This window comes from Propioniciclava sp. MC1595 (genome assembly GCF_017569205.1).
In the GTDB taxonomy this organism is placed as follows: Bacteria; Actinomycetota; Actinomycetes; order Propionibacteriales; family Propionibacteriaceae; genus Propioniciclava.
On sequence record NZ_CP071870.1, the window covers coordinates 631,590 to 656,494 of the forward strand.

Consider the following 24,905-nt stretch of genomic DNA (forward strand, 5'->3'; position numbering starts at 1 on the left):
GATCAGCGCGTCCGGGGGTTGCCGGCCGTCTGCGCGGCGTACTCGCGCACGTCGCCGGACGCCAGCGCCGCCGCCAGGTCGGCGGTCAGGCCGGCGTCCAGCAGGGTCACCGACTGGCCGGACTTCGTGCCGAAGCCTGACACCGGGACCATGAGGGCCGTCACGTCATCGAGCCCCAGGCCCGCCAGCCGTGGGGCGTACGCCAGCAGGGCCTCCGGCCCGATCTGCCCGGTCACCCGGACGTGGGCCAGGGCCGCGGCAGCGAGCCCGGCCAGGCCCGCGGCGTCCGGGCCCGTGGCCAGCTCGCGCACCCGGGCCAGCATGCCGAGCAGGATCGCCCGGTGGCGGGCGGTGCGGTCGAGGTCGCCGCGGGGCAGTTCCTTGCGTTGGCGGGCGTACACCAGCCAGTCCTCGGGGGTGAGGGTGATGCGGCCCTTCGGGAAGTGCGACGGACGCCCGTTGTTGGGGTCGATGAACGTCGACTCGATGGCGTTCTCGACGTGGAACTCGCCGAGCGCCTCCACGATGGCGGTGTACCCGGCGAAGCCGGTCAGCGCGGTCGCGTGGATCGGCAGGTCGCCCAGGACCGACGACACCGTCCGCGTCATGCGCCCGACGTCCCCGCCGAAGCCCGAGTTCACCTTGCCCTCGCGCCCGCCATCGATGGGCACCCAGGCGTCGCGCGGGAGCGACACCAGCGCGAGGTGGTCGCGGGCCGCGGTGAGCTGGGCGACGAGGATGGCGTCGGGCCGGCCCGTGGCCGGGTCCTCCCACGTGTCGGTGCCCAGCAGCAGCGCGGTGAACGGACCGGCGGGCAGCGGGTCGGTCCAGGTCGGCGTGGGGCTCGGGCTCGGTGTCGCGGACGCCGTCGGCGCGGCCGGGGTGGGCACCGGGGACGGGGGCTGGGGGGAGGGGGACGCGGGCGGGGGCGTCCGGGTGCAGCCGGCCAGCGCGGAGGCGAGGAGGGCGAGGCCGCCGGCCAGGCCCGTGCGGCGGGAGAAGGTCACGGACCCACGGTACGCCGCGGTGGCAACCCGACTCGGGAGCCGCGGGGGGTTCTCGATAGGGTGTCCCGGTGAGTGATTCCCTGCAGCGCGCGGCGTCCGCCGCCCCCCAGCCGTCCGTCTCCGAGCAGGTCCAGGTGCGCCTGGCCAAGCGCGAGCGGCTGCTGGCCGAGGGCCGCCAGCCGTACCCCGTCGAGGTGCCGCGCACGCACGCGCTCGCCGCGGTGCGCGCCGAGTGGGGCCACCTCGCGCCGGGCGAGGAGACCGACGTCGTCGTCAGCGTCGCCGGGCGGATCATGTTCCAGCGCAACACCGGGAAGCTGTGCTTCGCGACGCTGGCCGACCAGTTCACCCAGGACGCCGACGGCGACCGCCTGCAGGTCATGCTCTCGCTGGCCGAGGTGGGCCAGGAGTCGTTGGACGCCTGGAAAGCCGACACCGACCTGGGCGACTTCGTCTCGGTGACGGGCCGCGTGATCGCGTCCAAGCGCGGTGAGCTGTCGATCATGGCGAACGACTGGGTGCTGGCGTCCAAGTCGCTGCGCCCGCTGCCGACGCTGCACAACGAGCTGTCGGAGGAGACCCGCGTCCGCCAGCGCTACGCCGACCTCGTCGTGCGCGACGAGGCCCGCGCGATGGTGCGCACGCGCGCGGCGATCACCCGTAGCGTCCGCGAGACGCTGCACCGGCTGGGCTACATCGAGGTCGAGACGCCCACGCTGCAGCTGATCCACGGCGGCGCCGCGGCGCGCCCGTTCACGACGCACCTCAACGCGTTCGACATCGACATGACCCTGCGCATCGCGCTGGAGCTGTACCTCAAGCGCGCCATGGTCGGCGGCACCGAGAAGGTCTACGAGATGGGCCGGATCTTCCGCAACGAGGGCATCGACAGCTCGCACTCGGCCGAGTTCACGATGCTGGAGTGCTACGAGGCCTGGATCGACCAGAAGGGCATCGCCGCGGTCATCCAGCAGGTGATCGTGGACGCCGCGGACGCCGTCGGCTCGCGCCAGGTCGAGACGGACGCCGGGGTCATCGACCTGGACGGCGAGTGGCTCTGGCTGCCGTTCTACACCGGGTTGTCGGAGGCGTTCGGCCGCGAGATCACGCCCGACACCACCCGCGCCGAGCTGGAGGAGCTCGCCGAGCAGCACGGGGTCGAGTTCGACCCCAAGCTCTCCGACGGCAAGCTCGCGATGGAGCTGTTCGGAGAGGTCGTCGAGCCCACGCTGATCCAGCCCACGTTCGTGTGCGACTACCCGGCCATCGCCCAGCCGCTGGCCCGCCCGCACCGCGACGACCCGCGCCTGGTCGAGGCCTGGGACCTCATCATCGGCGGCATGGAGCGCGGCACCGGCTTCTCGGAGCTCATCGACCCGGTCATCCAGCGCGAGCGGTTCACCGAGCAGTCGCTGCTGGCCGCCAAGGGCGACCCCGAGGCCATGCAGCTCGACGAGGACTTCCTCAACGCCCTCGAGTTCGGCGCCCCGCCGATGGGCGGCCTGGGCCTGGGCATCGACCGCCTGATCATGCTCTTCACCAACAAGGGCATCCGCGAGACGATCCTCTTCCCGCTGCTCAAGCCCCAGGGCTGACGCCGAGGGCTTGGGTTTCGGGCGCCGAGGGCTTGGGTTTCGAGGGTTCAGTCCGGGGCAGCCATCAGCGGGGCCAGGCCGGCGGCGCGGGCCGGGGCGTCGGCGTCCCCGCACGCAGCGAGCCAGTTGGCCAGCATCTGGTAGCCGCCCTCGGTGAGGACCGACTCGGGGTGGAACTGCACGCACTCGACGGGCAGGTCGCGGTGGCGCACGGCCATGATCACGCCCGACTCGGTGGTGGCCGACACCTCGAGCTCGTCGGGCACCGTGGCCGGCTCGATCGCCAGCGAGTGGTAGCGCGTCGCGGTGAACGGGTTCGGCAGCCCGGTGAACACGCCGCGACCGTCGTGGTGCACCAGCGAGGTCTTGCCGTGCAGCAGCTCGGGCGCCCGGTCGACGACCGCGCCGTAGGCGACCCCGATGGACTGCAGCCCCAGGCACACGCCGAAGATCGGCAGGCGGCCCGCCTGCGTGCGTACGACGTCGATGCTGACGCCGGCGGCCTCCGGGGTCCCGGGGCCGGGGGAGATCAGGATGCCGTCGAAGGCGTCGGCCCAGCCGTCGGTGGCGAAGCGCTCGTCGTCGTTGCGCCACACGTCGACCTCGGCGCCGATCTGGGCGAGGTAGCTGACGATGTTCCACACGAACGAGTCGTAGTTGTCGACGACGAGGATCCGGGCCATGGGGGCCATTCTCCCTGATGCGGGGGGACACGGGCTCTCGGCGCCCGGAACACGGGCTGTCGGCGCCCGGAACACGGGCTGTGGCCGTGCCTCCCGCCTCGCCGCGGCGCTCAGCGCGGGACGCGCGCGAACTCGAACTCGGCCGGGCCGGCGTAGGCGGGCATCTCGACGCGGGCCTGCCGGGAGACCTCATAGCCCAGGCGGTAGGCGTCCACGTAGGTGCGGTAGAGGCGCAGGTAGTCGCTCTCGCGCAGGCCCCGCTCCAGGGCCGGGACGTCGCCGATGGCGGTGATCCGGTAGGGCGGAGCGTACGGGACGCCGTGCAGCACGACCGTGTTGCCGACGCACTTGATCCCCGTCCGGGACGAGACGCGCTGGCCCTGGATCGTCATGGCCTCGGCGCCCGCGGCCCACAGGGCGTTCACGACGGCCTGGATGTCCTGCTGGTGCACCACGAGCAGGTCGGGGTCGACACCCGCGGGCTGCACCAAGGCCGGCGCGTCGGTCAGCACGACCGTCACGGCCGGCCCGGTCACGGCCACCGAGTCCGCGCGCTCCGCGGCGGCGCCCAGGTCGGGCAACCCGGCCCCCTGCCCACGCGCGCTGAGGGCGTCCACCTCGGCCCGCAGGCCGGACGCCGTGCGCCCCAGCTGGTCGACCCGGTCGGCCTCGGCCTGGACCAGCGACGCCAGCTCGGTGGTGCGGTCGGGGCGGAGGTCGTTGCCGCGCGAGGCGAGCGCGCTGGTGGCCATCATGAAGCCCGCCACCACGCAGACGATGACGGTGGCGACCCGCAGGGAGGGCTTACGGCGCAGGGCGCGCCGGGGTGCGGGCCGGGGGGTGCGGTCGGCGTCCACTACTTCCAGAGGGTCGCGACGCCGAAGGAGGCGCCCATGAGGACCATGGCGATGAGCAGGTTCCAGTTGCCGAGCGACGACATGCCGGGCACGGCGATGCCGGTCGAGGCGGTCAGGTACCAGACCACGAGCCACAGCACGCCGAGCAGCATCAGCGTGATGAACGTGGGCACCACCCAGGCGCGGTTGTCGGCCAGGCCGGCCTTGCCGAGGCGCTGCTTCTCGGCCCGCTCCTCGGCGACCGCCGCCTTGCGGGCGGTCTTCTTCTTCGCCGCGGCCTCCTTGCGGCCCTTGGACTCAGGCACGTGCATTCACTCCATGTTCGTGGTGGAAGGACCCCAGCATACGTCGGTCAGCCGCCGGGGGTCTCGGTGGGGTCGGGCGACGGCTGCTGCGCCGCCTCGAGGACGATCGTCAGCGGGCTCTCGGGGTCGACCTGCGTCCCTGCCCGTGGGTCCGTGCGGACGACGACACCGTTGGCCGGACCCTGGAAGACGAGGTTGGTGAACCCCGCGTCCTGGGCGGCCGACTCGGCGTCGTCCCTGGACAACCCCTCGAGCCTCGGGACCGGCAGCGTGGGAGCCGGGGACGGCGTCTCGGGGCCCTGCAGGTAGATGGTGATCGTGGCCTCGCGGTCCACGTTCTCGGTGGGCTGCGGTGAGCTGCTGGAGACCTTGCCGTCGTCGGGGCCCTCGAAGACGTAGTTGGTGAAGCCCAGACGGGTGAGCTCGGCGGTCGCCTGGGCCTTGGTCATCCCCAGCATGCTGGGCACACGGCCCTTGCCCGTGGCGACGGTCAGGGTGACGGTCTCGGTGACCGGGATCTCGGTGCCACCCCGGGGCGTGACCTCCAGGACCGTGCCCTTCTTGGCGTCGACGGGTTCGTCGGTGGCGTCGACCGACGCGCCGGTGAGCCCCGCGGCAAAGAGCACCTTGAGTGCCGCGTCGGCGTCCATGCCGACGAGGTCGTCCGGGATCGTCTTCATCTCGGGCCCCGCGTTGATGGTCAGCACCACCTCGGACCCCTCGGGCACGAGCGCCCCACCGGCCGGGTTGGTGCGGATCACCTGGCCCACCGTGGCGGCGTCCGGTGTCTGCTCGTGCTCGATCCTCGGCACGAGGTTCGCCTCGCGCACCGTCTGGCTGGCGACCGCCTCGGTCTTGTTCAGCAGGCCGGAGGGAACCGTCACCTCACGGACGGCCGGCTCCTGATCGCGGGACATCAGCTGCCCCCCGGCCACGAGGCCGACGGCGAGCAGCGCGACGATCGCGATCGTCCACCACAGCCCGGCCCGGCTCTTGCGCGGCGGCGGCACGGGGGCCATCTGGCCGGTGCCCATGGTCCCGCTCATCGTGGCGCCGACCCCGCCCAGGGTCTGGTCGGCGGTGTCGTAGGGCGCGCCCGCGCTGGGCAGCACGGTGGTGGCCGCCGAGGCGGCGGCCGCACCGGACGCCCCCGCCACCAGCGGCGGCACGGGCGGGGGCAGGGTCGCGTTGACCCGCTGCCCGCCGAGGATGCGCTGCACGTCGTCGCGCATCTCGCCGGCGGTGGCGTAGCGGTCGTCGGGGTCCTTGGCGAGGGCCTTGAGCACCACGGCGTCCATGGGCGCGGTGATCTCGTCGTCGAGCGACGACGGCGGGACCGGTTGCTCGCGGACGTGCTGGTAGGCCACCGAGACGGGGGAGTCGCCCTGGAACGGCGGCCGGCCGACGAGCAGCTCGTACATGAGGCAGCCGGCCGAGTAGATGTCGGAGCGGGCGTCCACGGTCTCGCCGCGGGCCTGCTCGGGGGAGAGGTACTGAGCGGTGCCGATCACGGCGGCCGTCTGCGTCATCGTCGAGCTCGTGTCGGCCACGGCCCGGGCGATGCCGAAGTCCATCACCTTCACGATGCCGGTCGACGTCAGCATCACGTTGGCGGGCTTGATGTCGCGGTGGATGATGCCGGCCTTGTGGCTGTAGGCCAGGGCCTCGAGGACGCCCACGGTGAACTCGAGCGCACGGCGGGGGAGGATGGGGCGTCCCTCGCGCAGGATGTCGCGCAGGGTGCGGCCCTCGACGAGCTCCATCACGATGTAGGGGACCGGCGTGCGGCTGGCGGGGTCCATCTCCTCGCCGGTGTCGTAGACCGACACGATGTTGGGGTGGTTCAGCCCGGCGGCGGCCTGCGCCTCGCGGCGGAAGCGCGCCTGGAAGGTCGGGTCGGTGGCGAGGTCGATGCGCAGTTCCTTGACGGCCACGTCGCGGCCCAGCCGGAGGTCGCGGGCCTGGCTGACGAGCGCCATGCCCCCTCGGCCGATGATGCGGCCGAGTTCGTAGCGGCCTCCCAGGACCCTGGGTTGGTCGGACATCCTTGCCTCCCTGCTGTGCGGGCCGTCGGCGTACGGGCCGCGGTCCTGCGCTGTGTCGTCGGGGCCCGGCTTGGCCCGACGGGGAATGTGTTCGTCTGTCATCGCACCGCCTCCAGCACGGCTTGGGCGATCGGGGCAGCGTAGCGCCCGCCGGTCACCTCGGACCCGTCGACCCCGGCGTCCTGCACGAACGCCGCGACCGCGACCTTCGGCTCCTCGGAGAACGCGACGAACCAGGCGTAGGGCGCGCGGCCCTCACCGGCGACCGCCGAGGCGAGCGCCGTGCCGGTCTTGCCGCCCACGCGCATCCCGGGGATCTGGGCGCGGCGGCCGGTTCCGTTCTCCACCACGCTCACCATCATGTCCTGTAGTGCGCGCGCGTTCACGGCGGACATGGCCGTGGACAGCGGACGGGGCGAGGTGGAGCTGATCACGTTCAGGTCGGCCCCGCGCACGCGGCTGACGAGGTAGGGGGTCATCACGACCCCGTCGTTGGCGATGCCTGCGGCGACCATGGCCATCTGCAGCGGGGACGCCGCCACGTCGAAGCCACCGATCGAGCTGAGCATCGTCTGCGCGCGGTCGGGGTCCTCGGGGAACCTCGAGGCCACCCCATCCAGCTCGGGCAGCTGCGGGGAACCGAAGCCGAACTTGCGGGCCTGCTCGCGCAGCGCATCGTCGCCGAGCTGGTCGCCGATCAGCGCGTAGGCGGTGTTGCAGGAGACCTGCAGCGCCTGACGCAGCGAGATCTCCTCGCCGCCGCAGTTGTAGGTCATCTCGAAGGTCGAGTTCGGCAGCCGCAGGCTGGCCGGGGACGAGACCACCGTGTCGGGCGTCATCCCCGACTCCAGCGCGGCGGCGCTGACCACGAGCTTGAAGGTCGACCCCGGCGCGTACACCTCGCGGGCGGCGCGATTGACCAGCGGCTTGGCGGGGTCGTCGTTCAGGGCGGTCCAGGCCTCCTGCGTGGCCGCGATGTCGTGGGACGCCAGCCGGTTGGGGTCGTAGGTGGGTGAGGTCACCATCGCGAGGACGGCGCCGGTGGAGTAGTCCAGCGCGACGACGGCACCGGGCCGGTCGCCCAGGGCGTTCGCGGCGGCCTGCTGCGCGCGGGCGTCCAGGGTCGTCTCGAGGCTCGCGCCCTGCGGCCGCTTGCCGGTGGCCAGGTCGACGATGTTCTGCAGGAACTGCACGTCGGACGTGCCGGCGAGCTGGGAGGAGTAGTACCGCTCCAGGCCGGAGCCGCCAAAGAGGAACGAGTAGTACCCGGTGACCGGGGCGTACAGCTCGGCCTGGAGGTAGCTGCGCTGGAAGCCGAAGCGGTCGTCGACCGGGGTCGACGTCACGATCGGGGTGTTGCCGACGAGGATGTCGCCGCGGTCGGTGCCGAACTCGGCGTCGCGGACCCGCCGGTTGGCCGGGTCGTTGTTGAGCGACTGGGTGCGGAAGACGTAGGCGTAGGAGGCGTTCACCATGAGCGCCAGGAACATCAGCATGATCACGACCGACACGCGGCGGATGGGCCCGTTCATCGTGGCTCCTCCCCGTCCTCGGTGGGGGCCGGGGGCTCCGCGTGGCTGGGGAGCGGCTCGGGTGCCTCGCCGCCGAAGTCGACCGGGTCGGGGCGCGGCTCGGCGGCCGGCCCGGCGGGGAGGGGGGCCTCGTCCGGCGTCACGGGCACCTCGGCTGCGGCCCCAGCCGCGGTGGCCCCGGTGCGGGGGCCGACGACGACCGGCAGCGCCTGCGTCGCCTCGGCGGACAGCGACACGTACTCGCCGGAGCCGGCGTGCTCGACGTGCGGGCGGCGTACCTGGTGGGTGACGGTGAGCATCAGCCCGAGGAGCAGGAAGTTCGAGACCAGCGAGCTGCCGCCCTGCGAGACGAACGGGGTGGTGAGGCCGGTCAGGGGCAGCAGGCGGGTGATGCCGCCGAGGATGACGAACACCTGCAGGGCGAACACGAACGCGAGGCCGGTCGCGAGCAGCTTGCCGAAGCCCTCGGCGGAGCCGAGCGCCGCGCGCAGCACCCGGGCGACGATGACGCCGAACAGCAGCACCATGGCGCACAGGCCGAACAGGCCGAGCTCCTCGCCGATGGCGGCGCCGATGAAGTCGTTCTTGGCCAGCGGGGTGAGGTAGGGGCGTCCGTCACCCCACCCGGAGCCGAACAGGCCGCCCCACGCGAAGCCGAACTGCGCGTTGATGACCTGGCCGTTGCGGTCGTAGTCGGTGAAGGGGTTGAGCCACGACTCGAAGCGCGTCTGGACGTGGCCGAAGGCGTTGTAGCCCAGGACGCCCAGGCCCAGGATCATCAGGGTGCCCAGGATCGCCCAGCTGGGCCGCTCGGTGGCGACGTAGAGCATCGCGACGAACAGGCCGAAGAACAGCAGGGTGGTGCCGAGGTCCTTCTGGAAGACCAGGATCACCAGTGAGAAGCCCCACGCGATGAGGATGGGGCCCAGGTCGCGGGCGCGGGGGAAGTCGATGCCGAGGAAGCGGCGTCCGGCCAGGGCCAGCACGTCCTTCTTCTCGACGAGGTAGGCCGCGAAGGCGATCGACAGCACGATGCGGGCGATCTCGGCGGGCTGGAAGCTGAAGGGCCCCACCTCGATCCAGATGCGCGCGCCGTGGTTCTCCTTGCCCAGCCCGGGAACGAGCGGGGCGAGCAGCAGCAGGAAGCCGGCGAGGAACCAGAGGTAGGTGTAGCGCTGCAGGCGGCGGTGGTCGCGCAACCAGACCACCAGCGCGATGAACGCAGCGACCGCGAGGAACAGCCACAGCATCTGGAGCTCGGCGCTGCGCTTGCCGTCGGCCTGGTCGAGGCGGTAGATCATCGAGATCCCGAGCCCGGCCAGCAGGAAGGCCGTCGGAAGGATGAGCGGGTCGGCGTAGGGCAGGCGCCAGGCCGTGACGCCCCAGCAGGCCAGGCCGAGCGCGAACCACGCGGCGAGGCCCAGGTACCAGGGTCCGCCGAACTGGAGCGGGCCGGCCGACATCAGCCAGTCGGCCGGGAAGGTGCCGTTCTGGTTCAGGCTCGTCAGGAGGTAGCCGCCCGCGCCCAGGGCGAGCGCGAACAGCATCATCACCAGCGACACGACCGTGCGCCGGCGGTAGACCACCACCTCCGACACGCTCAGCACTCCTCGGGTGCCGTGACCGGGGTGGTCAACCCCGGCGACGGGGTCCCCACGGGCGTGAACGCCGACACCGACGGCGCCGGCGAGGCGCTCGGGTCGACGGGGGCGGGCGTGCCGCCGGGGGTGGCCGGAGCCGGGGTCGTCGACGGGTCGGGCGTCGGGGCGGCGCTCGCCTCGGCCCGTGCCTTGCGCTGGGCGATGCACTGGTTGGCCTTGTCGCGCAGCTCGATCAGGGTCGAGCGGGCGGCGGCCATGTCGTTGACGGGGATGCTCGCCCGCACCTTCTCGGCGTAGTAGGGCGGCAGGTCGGCGATCTGCGTGGTGTCGGTCTCGAGCAGCGTCGACAGGTCCTGGCCGAGCACCCGGTCGGGGATGCCGCGGTAGAGCGCGACATTGGCGTCGGCCGGGCCGATGAACAGCCGCGTCTGGGTGTACTGGTACCAGCCGAACGCGCCGCCGCAGAGCAGGGCGAGCGGCAGCACCACCGAGAGCGCGATCTTGGCCCACGTGGACGCCTTCCGGCGCCCGGTGAGCGCGTAGCGCTCCTCCTCGGTGATGGCACGCTCGGACGCCTCGAGCTCGTCCATCGGCGCCTCGGTCTCGAGGGGGGCGAAGGACGCCGTGTGCTCGATCCGGCCGGGGTCGGTCACCGAGGCGGCGGCACCGAGGACGGCGACCTCGCCGGGGGCGCCGTCGGCCTCGACGTCGGCCAGCACCATGGTGATGTTGTCGTGGCCCCCCGCGGCGTGGGCGAGGTCGACGAGGCGGTCGATGGTCTCCTGGCGGGGGAGGCCGGCAGCGGCCACGGCCGCGATCTCGGCATCCGTCATGAGGCCGCACAGCCCGTCGGAGCACACCAGCAGCCGGTCGCCGGGCACGATGTCGAGCCAGCCCAGGTCGGGCTCGTATTGGGTCGAGCCGTTGAGCACCCGCAGGACCAGCGAGCGGTGGGGGTGCTCGAGCGCCTGCTCCTCGGTCAGCCGGCCGTCGTCGACGAGGGTCTGTACCCAGCTGTGGTCGCGCGTCACCCGGTGCAGCTCGCCGTCGCGCACGAGGTAGGCGCGGGAGTCGCCGATGTTGACGACCGCGAGGCGGTCGTTGTCGAGCACGAAGCCGCACACCGTGGTGCCCATGCCGGACAGTTCGGGGTCGTCCTCGACCAGCTCGACCAGCCGCTCATTGGCGCGGGCCAGGGTGCCGGCCATCACCGTCAGCACGTCGACGAGGTCGCCGGGGTCGTCCTCGCCCGCGGCGGGGACGGGTGCGGGGGCGTCCTCGGCTGCCAGCCGTTCGGCGCGGGCCGCGGCGATGCGGTCGTCGAGGTTCTCGTCGGTGCGGCGCAGCTCCCACGTCGCGACGGCCGAGGCGAGGTCGCCAGCGGCGGCGCCCCCCATGCCGTCGGCCACCATGAGCATCCGCGGGCTGGTGTAGGCCGAGTCCTGGTTGTTGCTGCGGACGAGCCCGATCTCGGAGTGGGCGTCGTAACTGAGGGTCAGGGCCATGGGGTCAGGCCTCCACGACGATGAGGGTCCGACCGATGCGCAGGGTGTCGGAGGTCGAGAACGGCGCGGGCGAGCTGAGGCGCTCGTTGTTGAGGTAGGTGCCGTTGGTGGAGCCCAGGTCCTCGACCAGGTAGCCGTCGCCGCTGCGGTAGATCCGGGCGTGCCGCGTCGACACGTAGTCGTCGTCGAGGATCAGCTGGCAGTCGGTGCTCCGCCCGATCTTCAGGTGCTCGCCCAGGCCCATCGTGAGGCCGGCCTGCTTGCCCTTGGTGATGCGCAGCGTGGTGGGGGTGCGGCGGGCGCGGCGGCTCCGGCGCGCCGGCTGCGCGGTGCCGGACGCCGCGGGCGCGGCCTGCACGGCTGCCGTGGGGACCCGCCGGCCGAACAGGTCGGACCGGATCACCGCGCCGGTGAACAGGATGAACACCCACAACAGGGCGAGGAAGGCGAACTTGAGGGCGAGGACGAGGAGCTCAGACATCACTCACCGGCGACCTGACCAGCATGCGCGTGCTGCCGAGCTCGACCCGCGACCCTGCGGTCAAGGTGGCGGTCTGCACGCGGCGCCCGTCCACGACGATGCCGTTGGTCGACCCCATGTCCTCGATGGTGACCTGCGGGGCGTCCTCGGCGCCGCGCACGCTCACGCGGGCGTGCAGGCGGGAGATCCCGGGGTCGTTGATGCGGACGTCGGCGTCGGTGCCCCGGCCCAGCGTGAACCCGGGCGGGGAGAGCGGGTGGCGGATGCCGTTGACCTCCAGCACCAGCACCGCCCGCCGGATGGCCGTGGTCGTCGCCGGCGTCGCCGCGGCGGCGACCGCCTGGCTCTCGACGGTGAAGCGGCCCACCGGCAGGTTCGCCTCGAGCTCGTAGGCAATGGTGACGGGGCCGTTGAAGACGTAGCCCGCGTTCGCCGCGTACTCGCGCAGCTGCGGGATGATGTCGGAGTTCAGCGTGCGGCTGTACGGCACCAGTCGGTCGTAGTCGTGCCGCGAGAGCCCGATCGTGAAGTCGTTGGGCACCAGCCGGCGGTCGCGCGAGAGCAGGCGGGCCTCGGCGTCCAGCTCCTTCTGCAGGCGCGCGGTGATCTCGACGGGCTGCACGTCGCCCTTGAAGGCACGCGCGAAGGCACCGTTGACGACACCTTCGAGCTTGCGCTCGAGGTTGTCGAAGACTCCCACGTGACCTCCTTACGGGCGTGTGCGCACGGGGCGGATCGGGACAAGCGTAGCTCGCACGCCCCCGTGCGGGTGACCGGTGTTCGCAGGGGAGGGGACATCTCCTCTCCCCCCTGCGGGTGAACCGTCTCGAGTCTAGGTGCCAGACGCGCTCCGCACCACGGCCACGGATGCGGAGTCCAGGCTCAGTGTGCCGTCGGCGGCGTGCTCGACCTCTCCGAACCGGGCGACGAGTTCCCCCGGACAGCTGACCTCGGCGCCGGCGCGCGGTGCCGCGACGACCGTGAGGGGGCCGTGGGTGAGCGCGAACCAGTCGTCCCCGTGCCGGGTGGAGACCGGATGCCGGGGGGCGTCGATCCCCCTTCCGAAGTGCTCCCGGCGGAGGCCGATGAGCGTGCGGTGCCAGGCGAGCATCGCCGCGTGCGCCTCCTGCGTCGGCTCGTCCCAGTCGAGGACCGAGGCCTCGAAGGCGGCCGGGTCCTGCGGGTCGACGATGTCGGCGTCCGGGCCGTAGATCTCGCCCCAGCCGTGGTCGGCGAACTCGCGCATGCGGCCCGCGCTGATCAGGGAGCCGAGGTCGGGCTCGTGGTCGGAGAAGAAGCGGAACGGACGCTGGGTGCCCCACTCCTGGCCTTGGAACAGCATCGGCGTGAACGGGCCGAGCAGGAGGAGGGCGGCGCCGCCGGCCACGGCCCCCGCGGGGAGGCGCTCGTCGGGCCGGTCGCCCAGGCCGCGGTTGCCGACCTGGTCGTGGTTCTGGGTGAAGGTGACGAACCGGCGGCGGTCGACGTCGTCGGGGACGGGGGCGCCCCAGGCCGTGTCGCGGAACGTCGAGTGCGAGCCGTCGTGCACGAACACCCGCTCGAACGCGTGCGCGAGGGTCTCGGGTGCGCCGAAGCCGACGTAGTAGCCGAACGTCTCGCCGGTGAGCCAGCTGTGCAGGGCGTGGTGCACGTCGTCGGCCCACTGGCCGTCCATGCCCAGGCCGCCCTCGGCGGTGGGCGTGACCATCGTGACGTCGTTGAGGTCAGACTCCGCGATCAGGGTGAGGGGACGCCCGAGTTCGCGGCCGAGGCTGGCCACCGCGTCGGCCATCTCGGACAGGACGTGCCGCGGCGAGTCATCGATCAGCGCGTGCACGGCGTCGAGCCGGAGCGCATCGAGGTGGAAGTCGCGCAACCAGCGGACCGCGTTGTCGACGATGAACGCCCGGACGCCCTCGGCGTGGTCGTCGTCGAGGTTGATCGCCGCGCCCCACGGGGTGTGGTGCTTGATCGTGAAGTAGGGGCCGAACACCGCGGCATAGTTGCCGGCGGGGCCGAAGTGGTTGTGCACCACGTCGAGGCAGACCGCCAGCCCCAGTCCGTGGGCGGCGTCGACGAACCGCTGCAGCGCCTCGGGGCCGCCGTAGGACTCGTGCACCGCGTGCCAGCTGACCCCGTCGTAGCCCCAGCCTCGCTCGCCCGGGAACGGGACGACCGGCATCAGTTCGACCGTGTCGACGCCCAGCTCGACCAGGTGGGGGAGTCGTTCGATCGCCCCGTCGAGGGTGCCCTCGGGGGTGAACGTGCCGACGTGCAGCTCGTAGAACACCCCGCCGAGGACCTCGCGCCCGGCCCACTCTGTGTCGGACCAGCGGAAGCCCGCGGCGTCCCACACCCGGCTGGGGCCGTGGACGCCGTGCGGCTGGCGCGGGCTGCGCGGGTCCGGGCGGGGCTCGCCGCCGTCGACGCTCAGGAGGTAGTCGGTGCCGACGGGGAGGTCGATCGTCCAGTGCTCCCCGGCGCGGGTGAGGGCCCGCCGCTCGTCGCCGAGGACGGCCTCGACCGACTCGGCGAGCGGGGCCCAGACGGTGACGTCAGGCATTCCCACCCTCCCCGTTGGTGCGCTCGAAGAAGCGCTTGCTCAGCCAGCCGAGCAGGCCGGTGGTCTCGGTCTCGCCCTCGTCGGTCGACCCGGACGCCGGGGCGGGCCGGCCGGACGGGTCCTGGCGCGGCGTGGCCCGGAAGATCGGGTCGCCGTTGTCGAGTGCATCGGCGAGTTGCTCGGCCTGGGCGGTGCCGTCGGGCCCGGCGGTCTTTTCGAGGACCGCGCACGGGTAGCGGCGCAGCACGTCGGCCAGCAGGACGCTGCCGCCGGCGTGCTCGGTGCCGGTCAGGACGTCGCGCCATGTGCCCTCGGGCAGCACCACCATGTGCTCGGTGAAGCCGTCCTGCTTGGCCAGGTCGCGGTGCAGGCGGGCCGCGATCGTGACGACCTGCGGGTCGTCGCCCCGCGCGAAGCACAGGGCGTGGCCGGTGCTGCTGGGCAGCGGGCGGTACGCGGCCGTCGGGCCCACGAAGGCGTCCGGCACCCGGCGCCGCAGGCGCAGGATCTCGCGGGTGACGTGGAACTTCTCCTCGGCGAGCGTGAGCGGGTCGCGCCGGTCGAGGTAGCTGCCGAGGTCGGCGAGCGCGGCGAAGTCGGCCGGGCCCCGGTTGTCGGGGTCGACCAGGTAGTTCTGCAGGGTCTCACACGACTGGTAGAGGTCGGCGACGCCCAGGCAGGTCAGCTGGATCGCCTTGCGCGACAGGATCGACACCCGCACCGAGTCGGCGGTGAAGTCGTACCAGTCCTGGAAGGCGCCCATGAGGTCGCCGTCGGCGTAGACCCTGCCGATGAACTCGAGCAGGGACGCCTCGGCCGCGGCGTCCTGCCCCGTCCAGGACGTCCAGATCTTCTGCTCGCGGGATGCCTTGAGCATGTACTGCTCGAGCCGTTCGCGCTCGATCGGGCCGTCGGGCGTCCACGTGCCGGCGAGGATCTGCCAGAACAGGTTCTCGGTGTGGCCCTCGACGCCCTCGGCGTACGGGTGCAGCTTGGCGACCAGCGCACGCCACTCGGGGGCGTACTGGGCGATGACGCCGATGCGGCTGCGGACGTCCTCCGAGCGCTTGGTGTCGTGGGTGGTGCCGCAGGTCATCGTGGCCGGCCACTGGGTGGCCATGGTCGCGCACCACCGGTGGAACTCGTCGGGGTTGATGCTCCACGTGGCGGGGGAGCCGCCGACCTCGTTGAGGGCGACGAGCTGGGTCCAGCGGTAGAAGGCGGTGTCCTCGACACCCTTCGCGGTGACCGCGCCGCACACCTGCTGGAAACGGACCACCAGTTCGTCGCGCATCGCGCGCTGGGCGCGGCCCTCAGAGCCGACCTCGCGGCCCAGGACGAGGTCGACGACGACGTCCATGGTGTCGTGGAGCTCGGCGTCCAGCTTCTGGTTGGCCTTCTCGGCCGCGTGCCGGACGAGCTCGACGGCGTCGTCGGGGGCGGGTTCACCCGGCACGACGTAGGCGCGGTAGCGGTCGAACGCGATGACGAGTTCGGTCAGGCAGGTGCGGATCCAGCCGAAGGTGTGGTCGCGCAGCATGATGTCGTCGCGGCAGATGTCGTTGGCGAGCGTGGCGATGCGGTGCACCTCGGCGAACAGGCTCGTCGTGGTGATCTCGCGCTTGGCCTGGTCGATGACGTCGGGCAGGGTGCCCGGGATGTCACCCGTGACCAGGTGCGCGACGGTGCCGAGGTCGCCGTAGCCGTTCGGGTCGCACTGCAGCGCCGAGATGCGCCAGCTGGCGTCGTAGCCGGTGGTACCGGCGACGGGCCAGTCGTCGGGCATGTCCTCGTCGCCCTCGAGGATCTTCTCGGCGATGATCCACGCCCCGCCGGTGGCCTTCGACAGCCGGCGCATGTAGCCGCGCGGGTCGGCCAGGCCGTCGGGGTGGTCGATGCGGAAGGCGTCGATGTGGCCCTGGTGGAACAGCTCCAGGAGAAGGGCGTGGGTGGCGTCGAAGACCTCGGGGTCCTCGACGCGGACGGCGACGAGCGTGTCGACGTCGAAGAAGCGGCGGAAGTTGAGTTCCTCGGCGGCCACCTTCCAGTAGGCGAGCCGGTAGTACTGCTCCTTCACGCACAGGTGCATGGGCAGGTTCTCGGTGCCCGCCCGCACCGGGAACACGTGGTCGTAGTAGACCAGCACCGGCTGCTCGCCGTCGGCCTCGTGGCCGGGGATGACGCGCCGCTCGATGGTGATCTCCTCGTCGGCGAGCACCGTGCCGATGCGTGCGCCGAGCACCGGCATGAGGATGCCGTCCCCGTCACCGCCCTCGGCGGTGCCGTCGAACCAGTTCGCGTAGGGGGAGTCGGGCCCCTCCTTGAGGACGCTCCACAGCGCGGTGTTGTGATGGATCGGCGTCGGGACGCCCATGTGGTTGGGGACGACGTCGACGATCACGCCCATGTCTCGGTCATGGGCGGCCGTGGCGAGGCGCTCGAAGGCCTCGCGGCCGCCCATCTCCTCGCTGATGCGGGTCGGGTCGACCACGTCGTAGCCGTGGGTGCTGCCCGGTGCCGCCTGCAGGATCGGGCTCAGGTACAGGTCGGTGACCCCCAGGTCCTCCAGGTAGTCGAGCTGGGCTGCCGCCTGGTCGAAGCTGAGGTCGGGACCCAGCTGCAGGCGGTACGTGGACACCGGCGTGCGGCGTCCGGTCGACGGGAGGTGCGGGCGGGGGGTCGCCACGTTCGCTGCGGTGGTGGTGGTCAAGGTTGTCCTTGTCGTCCGGGTGCAGTGGCTACCGCCAACCTACCCTGAACCGCCGACAGCCCGCCTTCCGTGCGCCGACAGCCTGTCCTGCCCTCAGGCCTCGGTCAGCGGCTCCGTGTCGGCGTGGGCGTCCGGAACCGGGTCGAGGCCGATGCCGATGTCGTCCTTCTGGGCGATGTTCTCGGCACCCGCCCAGCGCTCCATGTACTCGGGCCGCTGGCGCAGCCACTCGGCGCGCTCGCCTGTGGGGCGTTCGCCCACCTGCCCGAGGGGGTAGTCGGGGTCCTGATCCAGCCGGACCGTCTCGATCGCCATGTACCGCTCCTCCTGGGAGAGGCCCGCCCACCAGTCCTCGTGCGACTGGTTCTCGCTCGCTGCAGTACTCATCTGGCCACCCTAGGGGCGCTGGGGACAGATTCCCACCCCTTGTCAGGTGCCAGTCGGGGTGCACAACTCGGACGCCGCGGGCGGAAGCCTGTGGACAACTCTGGGACGGTTCCCCATCCGACGCCGTGTTGTGGCACTCTCGAAACACCACCCACCCAAGGAGGCACCCCCCCATGAGGCGGATCCTGTTCGCCTGTGCCGCCGTCGTGCCCGCGCTCGTCGCAGGATGCACTCCGGCTGCGCAGCCGACGCCCAGCGCCACCCCGGTCCCCACCGCTGCAGCGCCCACCCTGCAGCTGATGTGCACGCCTGAAGAGGGCGGGACCGCATCTCCCTGCACCCAGGCTGAGTACGACGCCATGGTCGCGCGCGACAAGTTGTACGACGAGGCGAAGGTAGTGCTGACGAAGTACAACGAGGAGTTCGAGCGACTGTCGCGCGAAGGATCTCCCGCTTCCCCCGAGATCCTGGCGCTTACGAGTGGCGGGTACACGCAGATGCTCCAAGAAGAAATGTCCCAGGGGTTCACCTTTGATGGCGGGGAGTTCAACACTGTCTGGATCAAGCGTTGGGTGGGCCCGAGCGAGAGCGGGTCGGTCTTAGCGCTCGAGACCTGCACAGACAGCAGTTCCATCACCATCAGACAGGGTGGGAAGGAGTTGGGGAAAGGGCGAGTGGCAGAAGAGCGCTATTACTTCGCCGGGACTCCGGGGAGTCTGAAGATCGTTGACGGCATGTACGAGGTGGTCGAATCATGCTGAGGCCGATCGTGGTGGGAGCCCTCGTAGTCGCGTTCGTGTTGATATCTCCAACTCCTGTGTGGGCAGAGGGCCCTGTTAAAGGCCCAGGTGGTAGGTACACAATCAGTTCGAGCGACCAGGCCCCGAAGGAAGAGGACAAAGAACTTACGGCCGAGCAACTCGCTGCACGCAGGGAGGCCTACCGTGCCTATCTGGACGGACTGCGCCGTGAGCACGAGGACCGGGTGAGGGTGTTCCCGGAGTGCAATCCTGAGCTGGGCACACCGGAGGAGTGGTGCGCCTGGGCGCCGCCGGAGGCGGGCAGCACTCAGAGGCCTCCGCGGGAGGCGGTCGAGAACTACGTGCGCAGGGTCACGGCGTCCTTGCAACTGCCGCAGGCCTACCCGCAGGTCGGGCCCGACCCGGACTGGAACGAGTGGGACATGGCCGTCATCGGCATCCCGCTCTGGTTGTGGGTGGAGGGCGACTCGCACCTGACGGCGTCCAACAGCGATGCCGGGCTTGCGGTGTCGCTCGACGCCACGCACGTCAGCACCACGTTCCAGATGGGTGACGGCACGACAGTCACGTGTGCGACGACGAAGCCGTACGTGCGCCACGCGGTCGCGCCGGGCACGCCGTCACCCGTGTGCGGGCACACCTACCAGGTGGCGCCGAAGTCGCCCGGCGCGGCCAGCTCCGCGCACCAGCAGCCGGGGACGTACACGGTGACGGCGACGACGAACTGGTCGGTCGACTGGACCGCCGGCGGCTACTCGGGAACCCTCGCCACACAGATGTCGGGTAGGCGAGACCTCCCGGTCGGCGAACTCCAGGCCGTGGTCGTGCGCGGCTGAGTCCCCGGCGACGCGCGACACTGGTCGCGACGTCGCAGAGGAAGGGGGAGCGGTGCTCGACATCCTGGTCATCACCGCGCCCCTCTACCTGTGCATCCTGGCGGGCTGGGCGGCGACGCGCTTCGGGATGTTCCGTCGCTCCGACATGGACATCATCGGCGGCTTCGTCATGAACATCGCCCTGCCAGCCCTCATGTTCCTGTCCGTCGCCCAGAGACCGCTCACCGAGGTCGCGAACCCCACGTACCTGCTGGCGTACGCGATCACCAGCGTGGTCGTCTTGGTGGCGGCCTACCTGTGGTCCCGGCGCATGAACCGGACGCCGCGGGCTGCGGCCGCCTTCGATGCGCTCGGGGCAGGCGGGGCGAACTCCGGGTTCGTGGGCTTCCCGTTGCTGCTGGTCGTGATGCCCTCCGTCGCCGGGGTCGTGTTCGGCATGAACGTGATCGTCGAGTCCCTGATCACCGTGCCACTGTGCTTCTTCTGGGCCGAGCGAGGCGAGGACGCCACCGGCCTGCTCCGGAGCATCCGCCGTTCGGTGGGTTCGATGCTGCGCATGCCGGTGTTCGTCGCGCTCCTCGCCGGCATCGTTGTCGCGGCGACGGGACTCAGGCTCCCCGATGTCCTGGTGACGTCCTTCGACCTGCTCGGCCGCGCTAGCACCGGCGCGGCTCTGTTCTCCGTCGGCGGGCTGCTGGTGGGGCTGTCCATCCGGGGCAACGTCCGCCGGCTCATCGCTGTCACGGTGGCCAAGCTGGCGCTGATGCCGGCGGTGGCCTGGGCGTCCGCCACGGGACTGGCGCTGCTGGCCGTCCTGCTCTGAGCGGCCGCCGGGAGGGCCATTCCCCGTTCGCATGGCGGTCGTCCCGCGTTCACATCCACGCAGTTGTCCACAGGGATGTCCACCGCTGTGGATTGTGTGGGGAGCATCACCCCTAGTCGCAAAGGGCAACGCCGGAGTTGGTTGACGAGTCAAGGTGACCAGAAAGTGAACGGCCAGACTCCCATCGGGCGCCTGTTCGAAGCCTCGGCTCCCGCCTGGTGAGTCCCGAATATGACCTGCGGGAAGGTCTGTGCTAAGGTACTCAGGCTGTCCCCGCGAGGGGGCCACGCGCGAGTGGCGGAATGGCAGACGCGCACGGTTCAGGTCCGTGTGTCCGAAAGGACGTGGAGGTTCAACTCCTCTCTCGCGCACAACGATGTATGGTCCCCTGACTACATCAAATCCCCTCTGACAAGGACTTCGGTCCTTCTCAGTTGTGGACTCCCATGGACACGGATGGCCTTCAGAGGCCTCCCATTCCCCACGTATTCCCCACGGTTCCCCACATATTCCCCACGACATCCGGGGCGTGGGGAACGTCGTCGGCGTCGCCCACTGTCCACCCACGCGTCCTCGTGCCCGTTACGGAGCGTGACGGGAGGGAAGCACCATGGGTAGACCACGGGCCAAGGTCAAGCGCGGCTTCGGCGAGGTCGGCCAGCTGCCGAGCGGGCGGTACCGGGCGCGCTACACCGGCCCCGACGGCGGCCGGCACAGTGCTCCGATCACCTTCGTCGCCCGGATCGACGCCGAGGGGTGGCTGGTCGACCAGGAACGGATGATCAGTCGCGGCGAGTGGGAGCCGCCGGCCCGGCAGGTCCGGGAGGTTCACGAGGCACCCCTGCTGCTCGGGAGTACGCCGCCACCGTGGTGGCCCGCCGGCGGATTCGACCCGGCACGGCGGCGCTGTATGCGAAGCTGCTCAGGCTGACCATCCTTCCCACGTTCGCCAAGCGGCCTCTTGGCGAGATCACCGCCGCGGAGATCTCCACCTGGTACGCCGAGATGCGGACGACGCCCACCCAACAGGCCAACGCCTACGGGCTCCTCAAGTCGATCTTCAAGGAGGCCGTCGAGGAGAGGCTCGTGGAGGTGAGCCCCTGCAGGGTGAAGGCGGGCACCCAGAAGGAACGCGCCCGCGAGATCGACGTGCTCACCGTCGACCAGCTCAACCGCTACCTGGCTGCCGTGCCTGAGGCGCGTCGGGTGCCCCTCTTGCTGGCCGGGTGGTGTGGTCTGCGCTCCGGCGAGGTGCGCGGGCTCCGCGTGCGCGACCTGGATCTGGACATCGGTGTGGTGCATGTCCGTCAGGCCGTCGTGCGACTCAAGGGGCAGCTCCTGATCGGCCCACCCAAGACGGACGCCGGGGTCAGGACGGTGTCCATCCCTCCCCACCTACTTCCGGCGTTGCGGGCGTGGGCGGCGCGCCAGCCGGTGCGTGAGCGGGAGGCGCTGCTGTTCCCGGCGCGCGACGGACACTCTCCGCTCAACGACAGCGTCCTTCGGGTCGCCCACAACAAGGGCAAGGCGGCCATCGACATGCCCGGGCTGACGGTCCATGGGTTGCGCCACACCAGCGCGACGCTGGCGGCCCAGTTGGGAGCCACCTTGGCCGAACTCCAGGCGCGGATCGGGCACAGCACGCCGAACATGGCCATGCGCTACCAGCACGTCGCGGCCGAACGCGACGCCCAACTCGCCGCCCGCATGTCAGCGTTCGCGACTGGTCGGCCGAGCGTGGCTGGATGACTTCGAGGAACGCCAGCCCGTTCGCGCTCATGGATGCTGAGGCGTGGTCGTCAGCGTGTCCGCGCTCCAAGTCGTCAGAAGTGGTGTCGTCGCTTCCTGAGGTCGCCGATTCTGAGTGATGGATCGGAGGACGGCGTCGAGAACCCCGTCTCGCACCAGCACTCCTGCCGCGGTGGCGAAGTTGAAGGGGGTCACGACCCGGGAGCGGTAGGCCATGACTTCCAGCACGCCCCCCAGCGCGAACTCGAGGGCGATCTGCTGTTGGAGTTCCAGTTGGGACTCGTCGATGCGCAACGCCTCGCACCACGCAGTTCTCAGTGCGTTCTTGAGGAGCAGTCGCAGGGCCGGCGTACTGTGCTCGCCGGCCACCAGGCAGAGCCGGTCGAGGTTCGCGTCCAGGGGGGTGTGCATGGCCGTGGTCGAAGCGTTGACGGATCTGAGGGACGACAGGGTGGCGAGCAGCATTGCCGGGTCGAGGGTGGATTCCACGGCGTCCTCGGCCATGTCGTCGATACCTGTGTAGTGGTAATAGAACGTGTTCTTGTTGATGCCAGCTTCACGCACGACGTCGAGAGCCGACAGCTTGGCGTACGGCTTGTCCGCGAGCAGGCGCCAGAATGCGGCCGCGAGCTTCTCCTTGGCGGTTTGATCTCCAACTGCGTACTTCGGGCGGGCCATGGTGCTCCTCGGGTGGGGTGCCGGACTGTCCGCAGAACCGGTCACCCGCGACGGATCCGGCCATTTATTTAGCCGCGATGGCTGATTATTGTAGGTGGAGTCGATCGCGGCAATCTCGGAGGAGGGTCCATGGGACTCGATTGGTTCATGACGGTGTGGCCGTGGGTGGGCCTTGGGGCGGCGATCGTGCTGCTCATCGTGCTGTTCGCCACGGATTGGCTCCAGGCGGACAAGGCGATCTCGCGGTGGCGTGATCTGACGTGGATCGCGTGGCTGGCTGCGGTGGCATACATGCTCCACAACGTCGAGGAGTACGGGCTTGACTTCACGGGGACCACCCTGGCGTTTCCAGGCTTGATGGCTGGTTTGCTGGGATCGATGCCCGGGTGGATGTTCTTCCTGTGCGTGAACCTGTCACTGGTGTGGGTGATGGGCCCTGCCGCTGCGCTGTTGAGCGGGAGATACCCGGCGATGGCATTCGGGATGATCGGCGTCCAGGCCATCAACAGCCTCACGCACGTCCCCGGCGCTGTGGTGTTAGGGACGGTGAAGGGCGGCTTCGTCACCGCTATCGTCCTGTTCGTTCCGCTCGTCGTCTGGGCCTTCCTTGGCCTCACGGGCGGTGGGAGTGATGGCCTGCGCCGGTCGACGCTGTGGGGCTTCGTCGGGATCGGCCTGCTGTACCACCTCGCGCTCTTCGCGACGGTGCCCCTGTACCTCAACGGAATCCTCGACGGCACCGGGATGGGACTGCTGATGCTCGTCGCCGGCGGCGTCACTTTCGCGGCGTGGCTGTGGCTTGCCAAGCGCGCCGACGTCCGGCGTGTTGAAGCATCCTTCGGAGCTGTTGGCACAGTCGTGGCGTGATGCGATGGGCAGCCAGCCGCGGTATCGCATGCCGAAGTCCCCATTCGGAGCCCTGTGGCGGCCGGCTACGACGCGCGTCTGGTCGGGCCGCGTCCCTTCGAACTGAACTCGGACGCCGTCCATTGCTGGTACCGGCTGAACATTGCGTCCACGTCCTCCGGGTCCAGTCTAAGGATGCGGCCGCACCGGTACACGGGCAAGACGCCCTCGGCGATCCGGCGGCGGATGGTCTTCACGCTCACGCCGATCCGAGCAGCGGCCGTGGGCAACGACTCGTAGGTTCGCATGGTCATGGCACTGTCCCTCTCTGGGCCCAAGCGGGCCTCAAAGGACACAAGACCGGCTCGACGTACTCCTAGCCGCAGCCCCCGGAACCCTCTCCCTGGGCACTCCCGGGTCGCTTCCCGGGCGAGCGGCGAGCAGTTATCCCTTGTGGGAGCAGGGTTGCGCGGCTCACGCGGCCGTAACGAGGTCGAGAAAACAAGGTGAGGGCGCTCCTGGGCCGAATGGCCGGCCCGGTGACCGTGCCTCCACCATCCACGGGATAGCTCGGCTGGCCTCACACGCACGTCATACCTTGTGGACCGGGAGTTAGGCCGTTCGTTCAAGGAGTTCGCGTCCTCCGTAACCCAACTCGCGCACACGGGTTCCGCGTTGGCTCACCTGCCGCCGGTCAGCCCGACGCGGTCGGGGATTCGGCGGACAGTGTGGTGGCTTGGATGAGGGCACGCAAATCGGCGTGGAGCTTCGCATGGTTGAGCGTCCAGTGCGTGCGCCGCCGGCGGCGGTCGTCGCGGGGAACGTCGCCGGTGACGTAGCCGTGGTTCTCGAGCTCGTTGAGGTTGCGCGCGATGGTGGTACCCGCGACCCCCTCACCGAGCGCGGCGACGAGCTCCGGCGTGCTGAGACACCCCCCGTGTTCGGCGAGCGCCACGGCGAGCGCGAGCTTGACTCGGTTCATGCCCATGCCGACCAACGCGTCCAACTCGCCGGGAAGCGGGGCGTCGGAGTAGGCAGGCACGCGCCCATTGTTTCAGTGGTCCGCGGCAAGGGGAGACGAGACACGATGAGCAATCTATACCGCTAAACGGTGTAGATGTGCTAGCGTGACACGCAGAGGGGGGAAGCTCGAAATCCGCAAGATCGCCGAAATCCATGCTTAGCCTTCCCGTACAAGGTCCACCCCCTGGAGAGCTTGGAGCCAGCGATGGCCGCTTCTGACATTGGCAGCACCCGCGACAGCGCCACACGAGCGCCGAGCGCCTCCGGGATCGGCGCTGCCGCCTTCCACGAGAAATCACCACGCACAGGATGTCCGCGAGGTGCCTCCGCGCCCCGTTATGTCCCGTAGGCGAAGGAGGATGGGATGACCCACCTGGGACTGGCCACCAAAGCGGTGGGCGCCATCATGGCCGCTGCCCTGATCGGTGGCTGCACAGCCACGCCCACCACCAGCCCGACACCGACGGGCCCGTCGCAATCGCCGTCACCCACGGTGACGCCGACACCGACTCTTAGCCCCGAAGACCAGAAGCTCGAGGACGCGAAGGCGCGGGTCGTCCTGCTGTGGCAGACCCTCGACGGCCTCTTGGTCGACTCGAGCAGGAGCATCAACGAGCTCGACACCCTTGCCTCGGGCGAGGCGCTGAGCAGCCTGCAGGTGATGCTGACGACGGTCCGCCAGCGGGGGCAGGTGCAGGTCGGAGCCACGAAGATCCCCTCCCAGAGCGCCCTGGCCAAGGGTGACGGGTGGGTCGTCACCTCGTGCGTCGATCGCAGCGAAGCCATCCTCACGGACAAGGCCGGGCAGCCGGTCACGCCGGCCCCGCAGCCACGGCTCTCACACGAGAGCACCGTGCAGCTCGTCGGCGCCAACCTGCAGATCACCAAGGACGAGGTCCTCGGATCATGTTGACCAGG

At 70.6% G+C, this 24,905-nt stretch carries 24 protein-coding genes, 1 tRNA gene and 1 pseudogene; 9 read left to right on the plus strand and 17 right to left on the minus strand.

Annotated features, from left to right (window positions below; all coding sequences use genetic code 11):
- Window positions 1-2 precede the first annotated feature (2 nt).
- The gene (locus J4N02_RS02960; RefSeq protein WP_188334009.1) at window positions 3-1,007 is read right to left on the minus strand and encodes an LCP family protein; all 1,005 of its coding nucleotides are present in this window, start codon (window positions 1,005-1,007) and stop codon (window positions 3-5) included.
- 68 nt (window positions 1,008-1,075) lie between these two features.
- On the opposite strand from J4N02_RS02960, the gene lysS reads away from it, so the two are divergent.
- Window positions 1,076-2,602, plus strand: coding sequence for a lysine--tRNA ligase (gene lysS, locus J4N02_RS02965; protein WP_243760858.1), 1,527 nt, complete (start codon window positions 1,076-1,078; stop codon window positions 2,600-2,602).
- Between the two features lie 47 nt (window positions 2,603-2,649).
- Here the strand turns inward: lysS and J4N02_RS02970 are convergent, their stop codons facing one another.
- The 13 genes and pseudogenes from J4N02_RS02970 to J4N02_RS03025 all read right to left on the minus strand — a co-directional run bounded on the left by J4N02_RS02970 (window position 2,650) and on the right by J4N02_RS03025 (window position 17,271).
- Entirely contained in the window at window positions 2,650-3,285 is a 636-nt protein-coding gene (locus J4N02_RS02970) for an aminodeoxychorismate/anthranilate synthase component II (protein ID WP_188334010.1), read from the minus strand.
- A gap of 110 nt (window positions 3,286-3,395) precedes the next feature.
- Window positions 3,396-4,142 carry a DUF881 domain-containing protein gene (locus J4N02_RS02975; RefSeq protein ID WP_243760859.1) on the minus strand — a complete coding sequence of 249 codons (747 nt, stop codon included), beginning with the start codon at window positions 4,140-4,142 and terminating at the stop codon, window positions 3,396-3,398.
- On the minus strand, window positions 4,142-4,447 hold the full coding sequence (locus J4N02_RS02980; RefSeq protein ID WP_182817207.1) for a cell division protein CrgA: 306 nt from the start codon (window positions 4,445-4,447) through the stop codon (window positions 4,142-4,144). Before J4N02_RS02980 ends, J4N02_RS02975 begins: the two co-directional genes overlap by 1 nt.
- Before the next feature lie 47 nt (window positions 4,448-4,494).
- The gene (locus J4N02_RS17320; RefSeq protein WP_375539356.1) at window positions 4,495-4,692 is read right to left on the minus strand and encodes a PASTA domain-containing protein; all 198 of its coding nucleotides are present in this window, start codon (window positions 4,690-4,692) and stop codon (window positions 4,495-4,497) included.
- A pseudogene (gene pknB / locus J4N02_RS02985) lies at window positions 4,599-6,492 on the minus strand (Stk1 family PASTA domain-containing Ser/Thr kinase); the annotation flags it as partial. The gene J4N02_RS17320 and the pseudogene pknB, both read right to left, overlap by 94 nt.
- Window positions 6,493-6,590: 98 nt before the next feature.
- Window positions 6,591-8,024, minus strand: a complete 1,434-nt coding sequence (locus tag J4N02_RS02990; protein ID WP_188334012.1) for a penicillin-binding protein 2 — start codon at window positions 8,022-8,024, stop codon at window positions 6,591-6,593.
- Window positions 8,021-9,574 (minus strand): FtsW/RodA/SpoVE family cell cycle protein, encoded by a 1,554-nt coding sequence (locus tag J4N02_RS02995; RefSeq protein ID WP_208091197.1) that lies wholly within the window; start codon window positions 9,572-9,574, stop codon window positions 8,021-8,023. The genes J4N02_RS02990 and J4N02_RS02995 overlap by 4 nt, the downstream gene beginning before the upstream one ends.
- Before the next feature lie 50 nt (window positions 9,575-9,624).
- Window positions 9,625-11,130: a PP2C family serine/threonine-protein phosphatase gene (locus tag J4N02_RS17145; RefSeq protein ID WP_188334013.1), complete on the minus strand. Its 1,506-nt coding sequence runs from the start codon at window positions 11,128-11,130 to the stop codon at window positions 9,625-9,627.
- A gap of 4 nt (window positions 11,131-11,134) precedes the next feature.
- Window positions 11,135-11,611 (minus strand): FHA domain-containing protein, encoded by a 477-nt coding sequence (locus tag J4N02_RS03005; protein ID WP_188334014.1) that lies wholly within the window; start codon window positions 11,609-11,611, stop codon window positions 11,135-11,137.
- Entirely contained in the window at window positions 11,604-12,311 is a 708-nt protein-coding gene (locus J4N02_RS03010; RefSeq protein WP_182817198.1) for a DUF3662 and FHA domain-containing protein, read from the minus strand. The genes J4N02_RS03005 and J4N02_RS03010 overlap by 8 nt, the downstream gene beginning before the upstream one ends.
- 132 nt (window positions 12,312-12,443) lie before the next feature.
- Window positions 12,444-14,174 carry a malto-oligosyltrehalose trehalohydrolase gene (treZ, locus tag J4N02_RS03015; protein ID WP_188334015.1) on the minus strand — a complete coding sequence of 577 codons (1,731 nt, stop codon included), beginning with the start codon at window positions 14,172-14,174 and terminating at the stop codon, window positions 12,444-12,446.
- Window positions 14,167-16,884, minus strand: coding sequence for a malto-oligosyltrehalose synthase (treY, locus tag J4N02_RS03020; RefSeq protein WP_208091096.1), 2,718 nt, complete (start codon window positions 16,882-16,884; stop codon window positions 14,167-14,169). Before treY ends, treZ begins: the two co-directional genes overlap by 8 nt.
- A gap of 93 nt (window positions 16,885-16,977) precedes the next feature.
- A complete protein-coding gene (locus tag J4N02_RS03025) occupies window positions 16,978-17,271 on the minus strand; it encodes a hypothetical protein (RefSeq protein ID WP_182817194.1) in 294 nt (97 codons plus the stop codon).
- A gap of 173 nt (window positions 17,272-17,444) precedes the next feature.
- On the opposite strand from J4N02_RS03025, the gene J4N02_RS03030 reads away from it, so the two are divergent.
- From J4N02_RS03030 to J4N02_RS03055, 6 genes are all read left to right on the plus strand, one after another.
- Window positions 17,445-18,032, plus strand: coding sequence for a hypothetical protein (locus tag J4N02_RS03030; protein ID WP_188334016.1), 588 nt, complete (start codon window positions 17,445-17,447; stop codon window positions 18,030-18,032).
- A 224-nt stretch (window positions 18,033-18,256) separates the two neighbouring features.
- On the plus strand, window positions 18,257-18,868 hold the full coding sequence (locus tag J4N02_RS03035) for a hypothetical protein (RefSeq protein ID WP_188334017.1): 612 nt from the start codon (window positions 18,257-18,259) through the stop codon (window positions 18,866-18,868).
- A 52-nt stretch (window positions 18,869-18,920) separates the two neighbouring features.
- The gene (locus tag J4N02_RS03040; RefSeq protein ID WP_188334018.1) at window positions 18,921-19,691 is read left to right on the plus strand and encodes an AEC family transporter; all 771 of its coding nucleotides are present in this window, start codon (window positions 18,921-18,923) and stop codon (window positions 19,689-19,691) included.
- A gap of 288 nt (window positions 19,692-19,979) precedes the next feature.
- Window positions 19,980-20,062 (plus strand) — tRNA-Leu (locus J4N02_RS03045).
- Window positions 20,063-20,301: 239 nt separating this feature from the next.
- On the plus strand, window positions 20,302-20,622 hold the full coding sequence (locus J4N02_RS03050) for a hypothetical protein (RefSeq protein ID WP_188334019.1): 321 nt from the start codon (window positions 20,302-20,304) through the stop codon (window positions 20,620-20,622).
- Entirely contained in the window at window positions 20,559-21,440 is an 882-nt protein-coding gene (locus J4N02_RS03055; protein ID WP_188334020.1) for a site-specific integrase, read from the plus strand. Before J4N02_RS03050 ends, J4N02_RS03055 begins: the two co-directional genes overlap by 64 nt.
- 27 nt (window positions 21,441-21,467) lie before the next feature.
- Here J4N02_RS03055 and J4N02_RS03060 read toward each other — a convergent pair whose 3' ends face one another.
- Entirely contained in the window at window positions 21,468-22,118 is a 651-nt protein-coding gene (locus J4N02_RS03060; RefSeq protein ID WP_188334021.1) for a TetR/AcrR family transcriptional regulator, read from the minus strand.
- Window positions 22,119-22,247: 129 nt separating this feature from the next.
- On the opposite strand from J4N02_RS03060, the gene J4N02_RS03065 reads away from it, so the two are divergent.
- Entirely contained in the window at window positions 22,248-22,985 is a 738-nt protein-coding gene (locus J4N02_RS03065; RefSeq protein WP_188334022.1) for an HXXEE domain-containing protein, read from the plus strand.
- Between the two features lie 65 nt (window positions 22,986-23,050).
- Here the strand turns inward: J4N02_RS03065 and J4N02_RS03070 are convergent, their stop codons facing one another.
- Together J4N02_RS03070 and J4N02_RS03075 are read right to left on the minus strand one after the other, a co-directional pair.
- A complete protein-coding gene (locus tag J4N02_RS03070; RefSeq protein ID WP_188334023.1) occupies window positions 23,051-23,278 on the minus strand; it encodes a helix-turn-helix domain-containing protein in 228 nt (75 codons plus the stop codon).
- 380 nt (window positions 23,279-23,658) lie between these two features.
- The gene (locus J4N02_RS03075) at window positions 23,659-24,006 is read right to left on the minus strand and encodes a MarR family transcriptional regulator (RefSeq protein ID WP_188334024.1); all 348 of its coding nucleotides are present in this window, start codon (window positions 24,004-24,006) and stop codon (window positions 23,659-23,661) included.
- A gap of 345 nt (window positions 24,007-24,351) precedes the next feature.
- On the opposite strand from J4N02_RS03075, the gene J4N02_RS03080 reads away from it, so the two are divergent.
- Window positions 24,352-24,900 carry a hypothetical protein gene (locus J4N02_RS03080; protein WP_188334025.1) on the plus strand — a complete coding sequence of 183 codons (549 nt, stop codon included), beginning with the start codon at window positions 24,352-24,354 and terminating at the stop codon, window positions 24,898-24,900.
- Window positions 24,901-24,905: the final 5 nt, after the last annotated feature.

Coding starts and splice junctions, on each gene's coding strand:
- J4N02_RS03080 (WP_188334025.1), top strand. CDS start 24,352: ATGACCCACCTGGGACTGGCCACCAAAGCGGTGGGCGCCATCATGGCC.
- J4N02_RS03070 (WP_188334023.1), bottom strand. CDS start 23,278: ATGACCATGCGAACCTACGAGTCGTTGCCCACGGCCGCTGCTCGGATC.
- J4N02_RS03065 (WP_188334022.1), top strand. CDS start 22,248: ATGGGACTCGATTGGTTCATGACGGTGTGGCCGTGGGTGGGCCTTGGG.
- J4N02_RS03030 (WP_188334016.1), top strand. CDS start 17,445: ATGAGGCGGATCCTGTTCGCCTGTGCCGCCGTCGTGCCCGCGCTCGTC.
- J4N02_RS03060 (WP_188334021.1), bottom strand. CDS start 22,118: ATGGCCCGCCCGAAGTACGCAGTTGGAGATCAAACCGCCAAGGAGAAG.
- J4N02_RS03005 (WP_188334014.1), bottom strand. CDS start 11,611: ATGTCTGAGCTCCTCGTCCTCGCCCTCAAGTTCGCCTTCCTCGCCCTG.
- J4N02_RS03025 (WP_182817194.1), bottom strand. CDS start 17,271: ATGAGTACTGCAGCGAGCGAGAACCAGTCGCACGAGGACTGGTGGGCG.
- J4N02_RS02970 (WP_188334010.1), bottom strand. CDS start 3,285: ATGGCCCGGATCCTCGTCGTCGACAACTACGACTCGTTCGTGTGGAAC.
- J4N02_RS02995 (WP_208091197.1), bottom strand. CDS start 9,574: ATGATGCTGTTCGCGCTCGCCCTGGGCGCGGGCGGCTACCTCCTGACG.
- J4N02_RS02990 (WP_188334012.1), bottom strand. CDS start 8,024: ATGAACGGGCCCATCCGCCGCGTGTCGGTCGTGATCATGCTGATGTTC.
- J4N02_RS03050 (WP_188334019.1), top strand. CDS start 20,302: ATGGGTAGACCACGGGCCAAGGTCAAGCGCGGCTTCGGCGAGGTCGGC.
- treZ (WP_188334015.1), bottom strand. CDS start 14,174: ATGCCTGACGTCACCGTCTGGGCCCCGCTCGCCGAGTCGGTCGAGGCC.
- J4N02_RS17145 (WP_188334013.1), bottom strand. CDS start 11,130: ATGGCCCTGACCCTCAGTTACGACGCCCACTCCGAGATCGGGCTCGTC.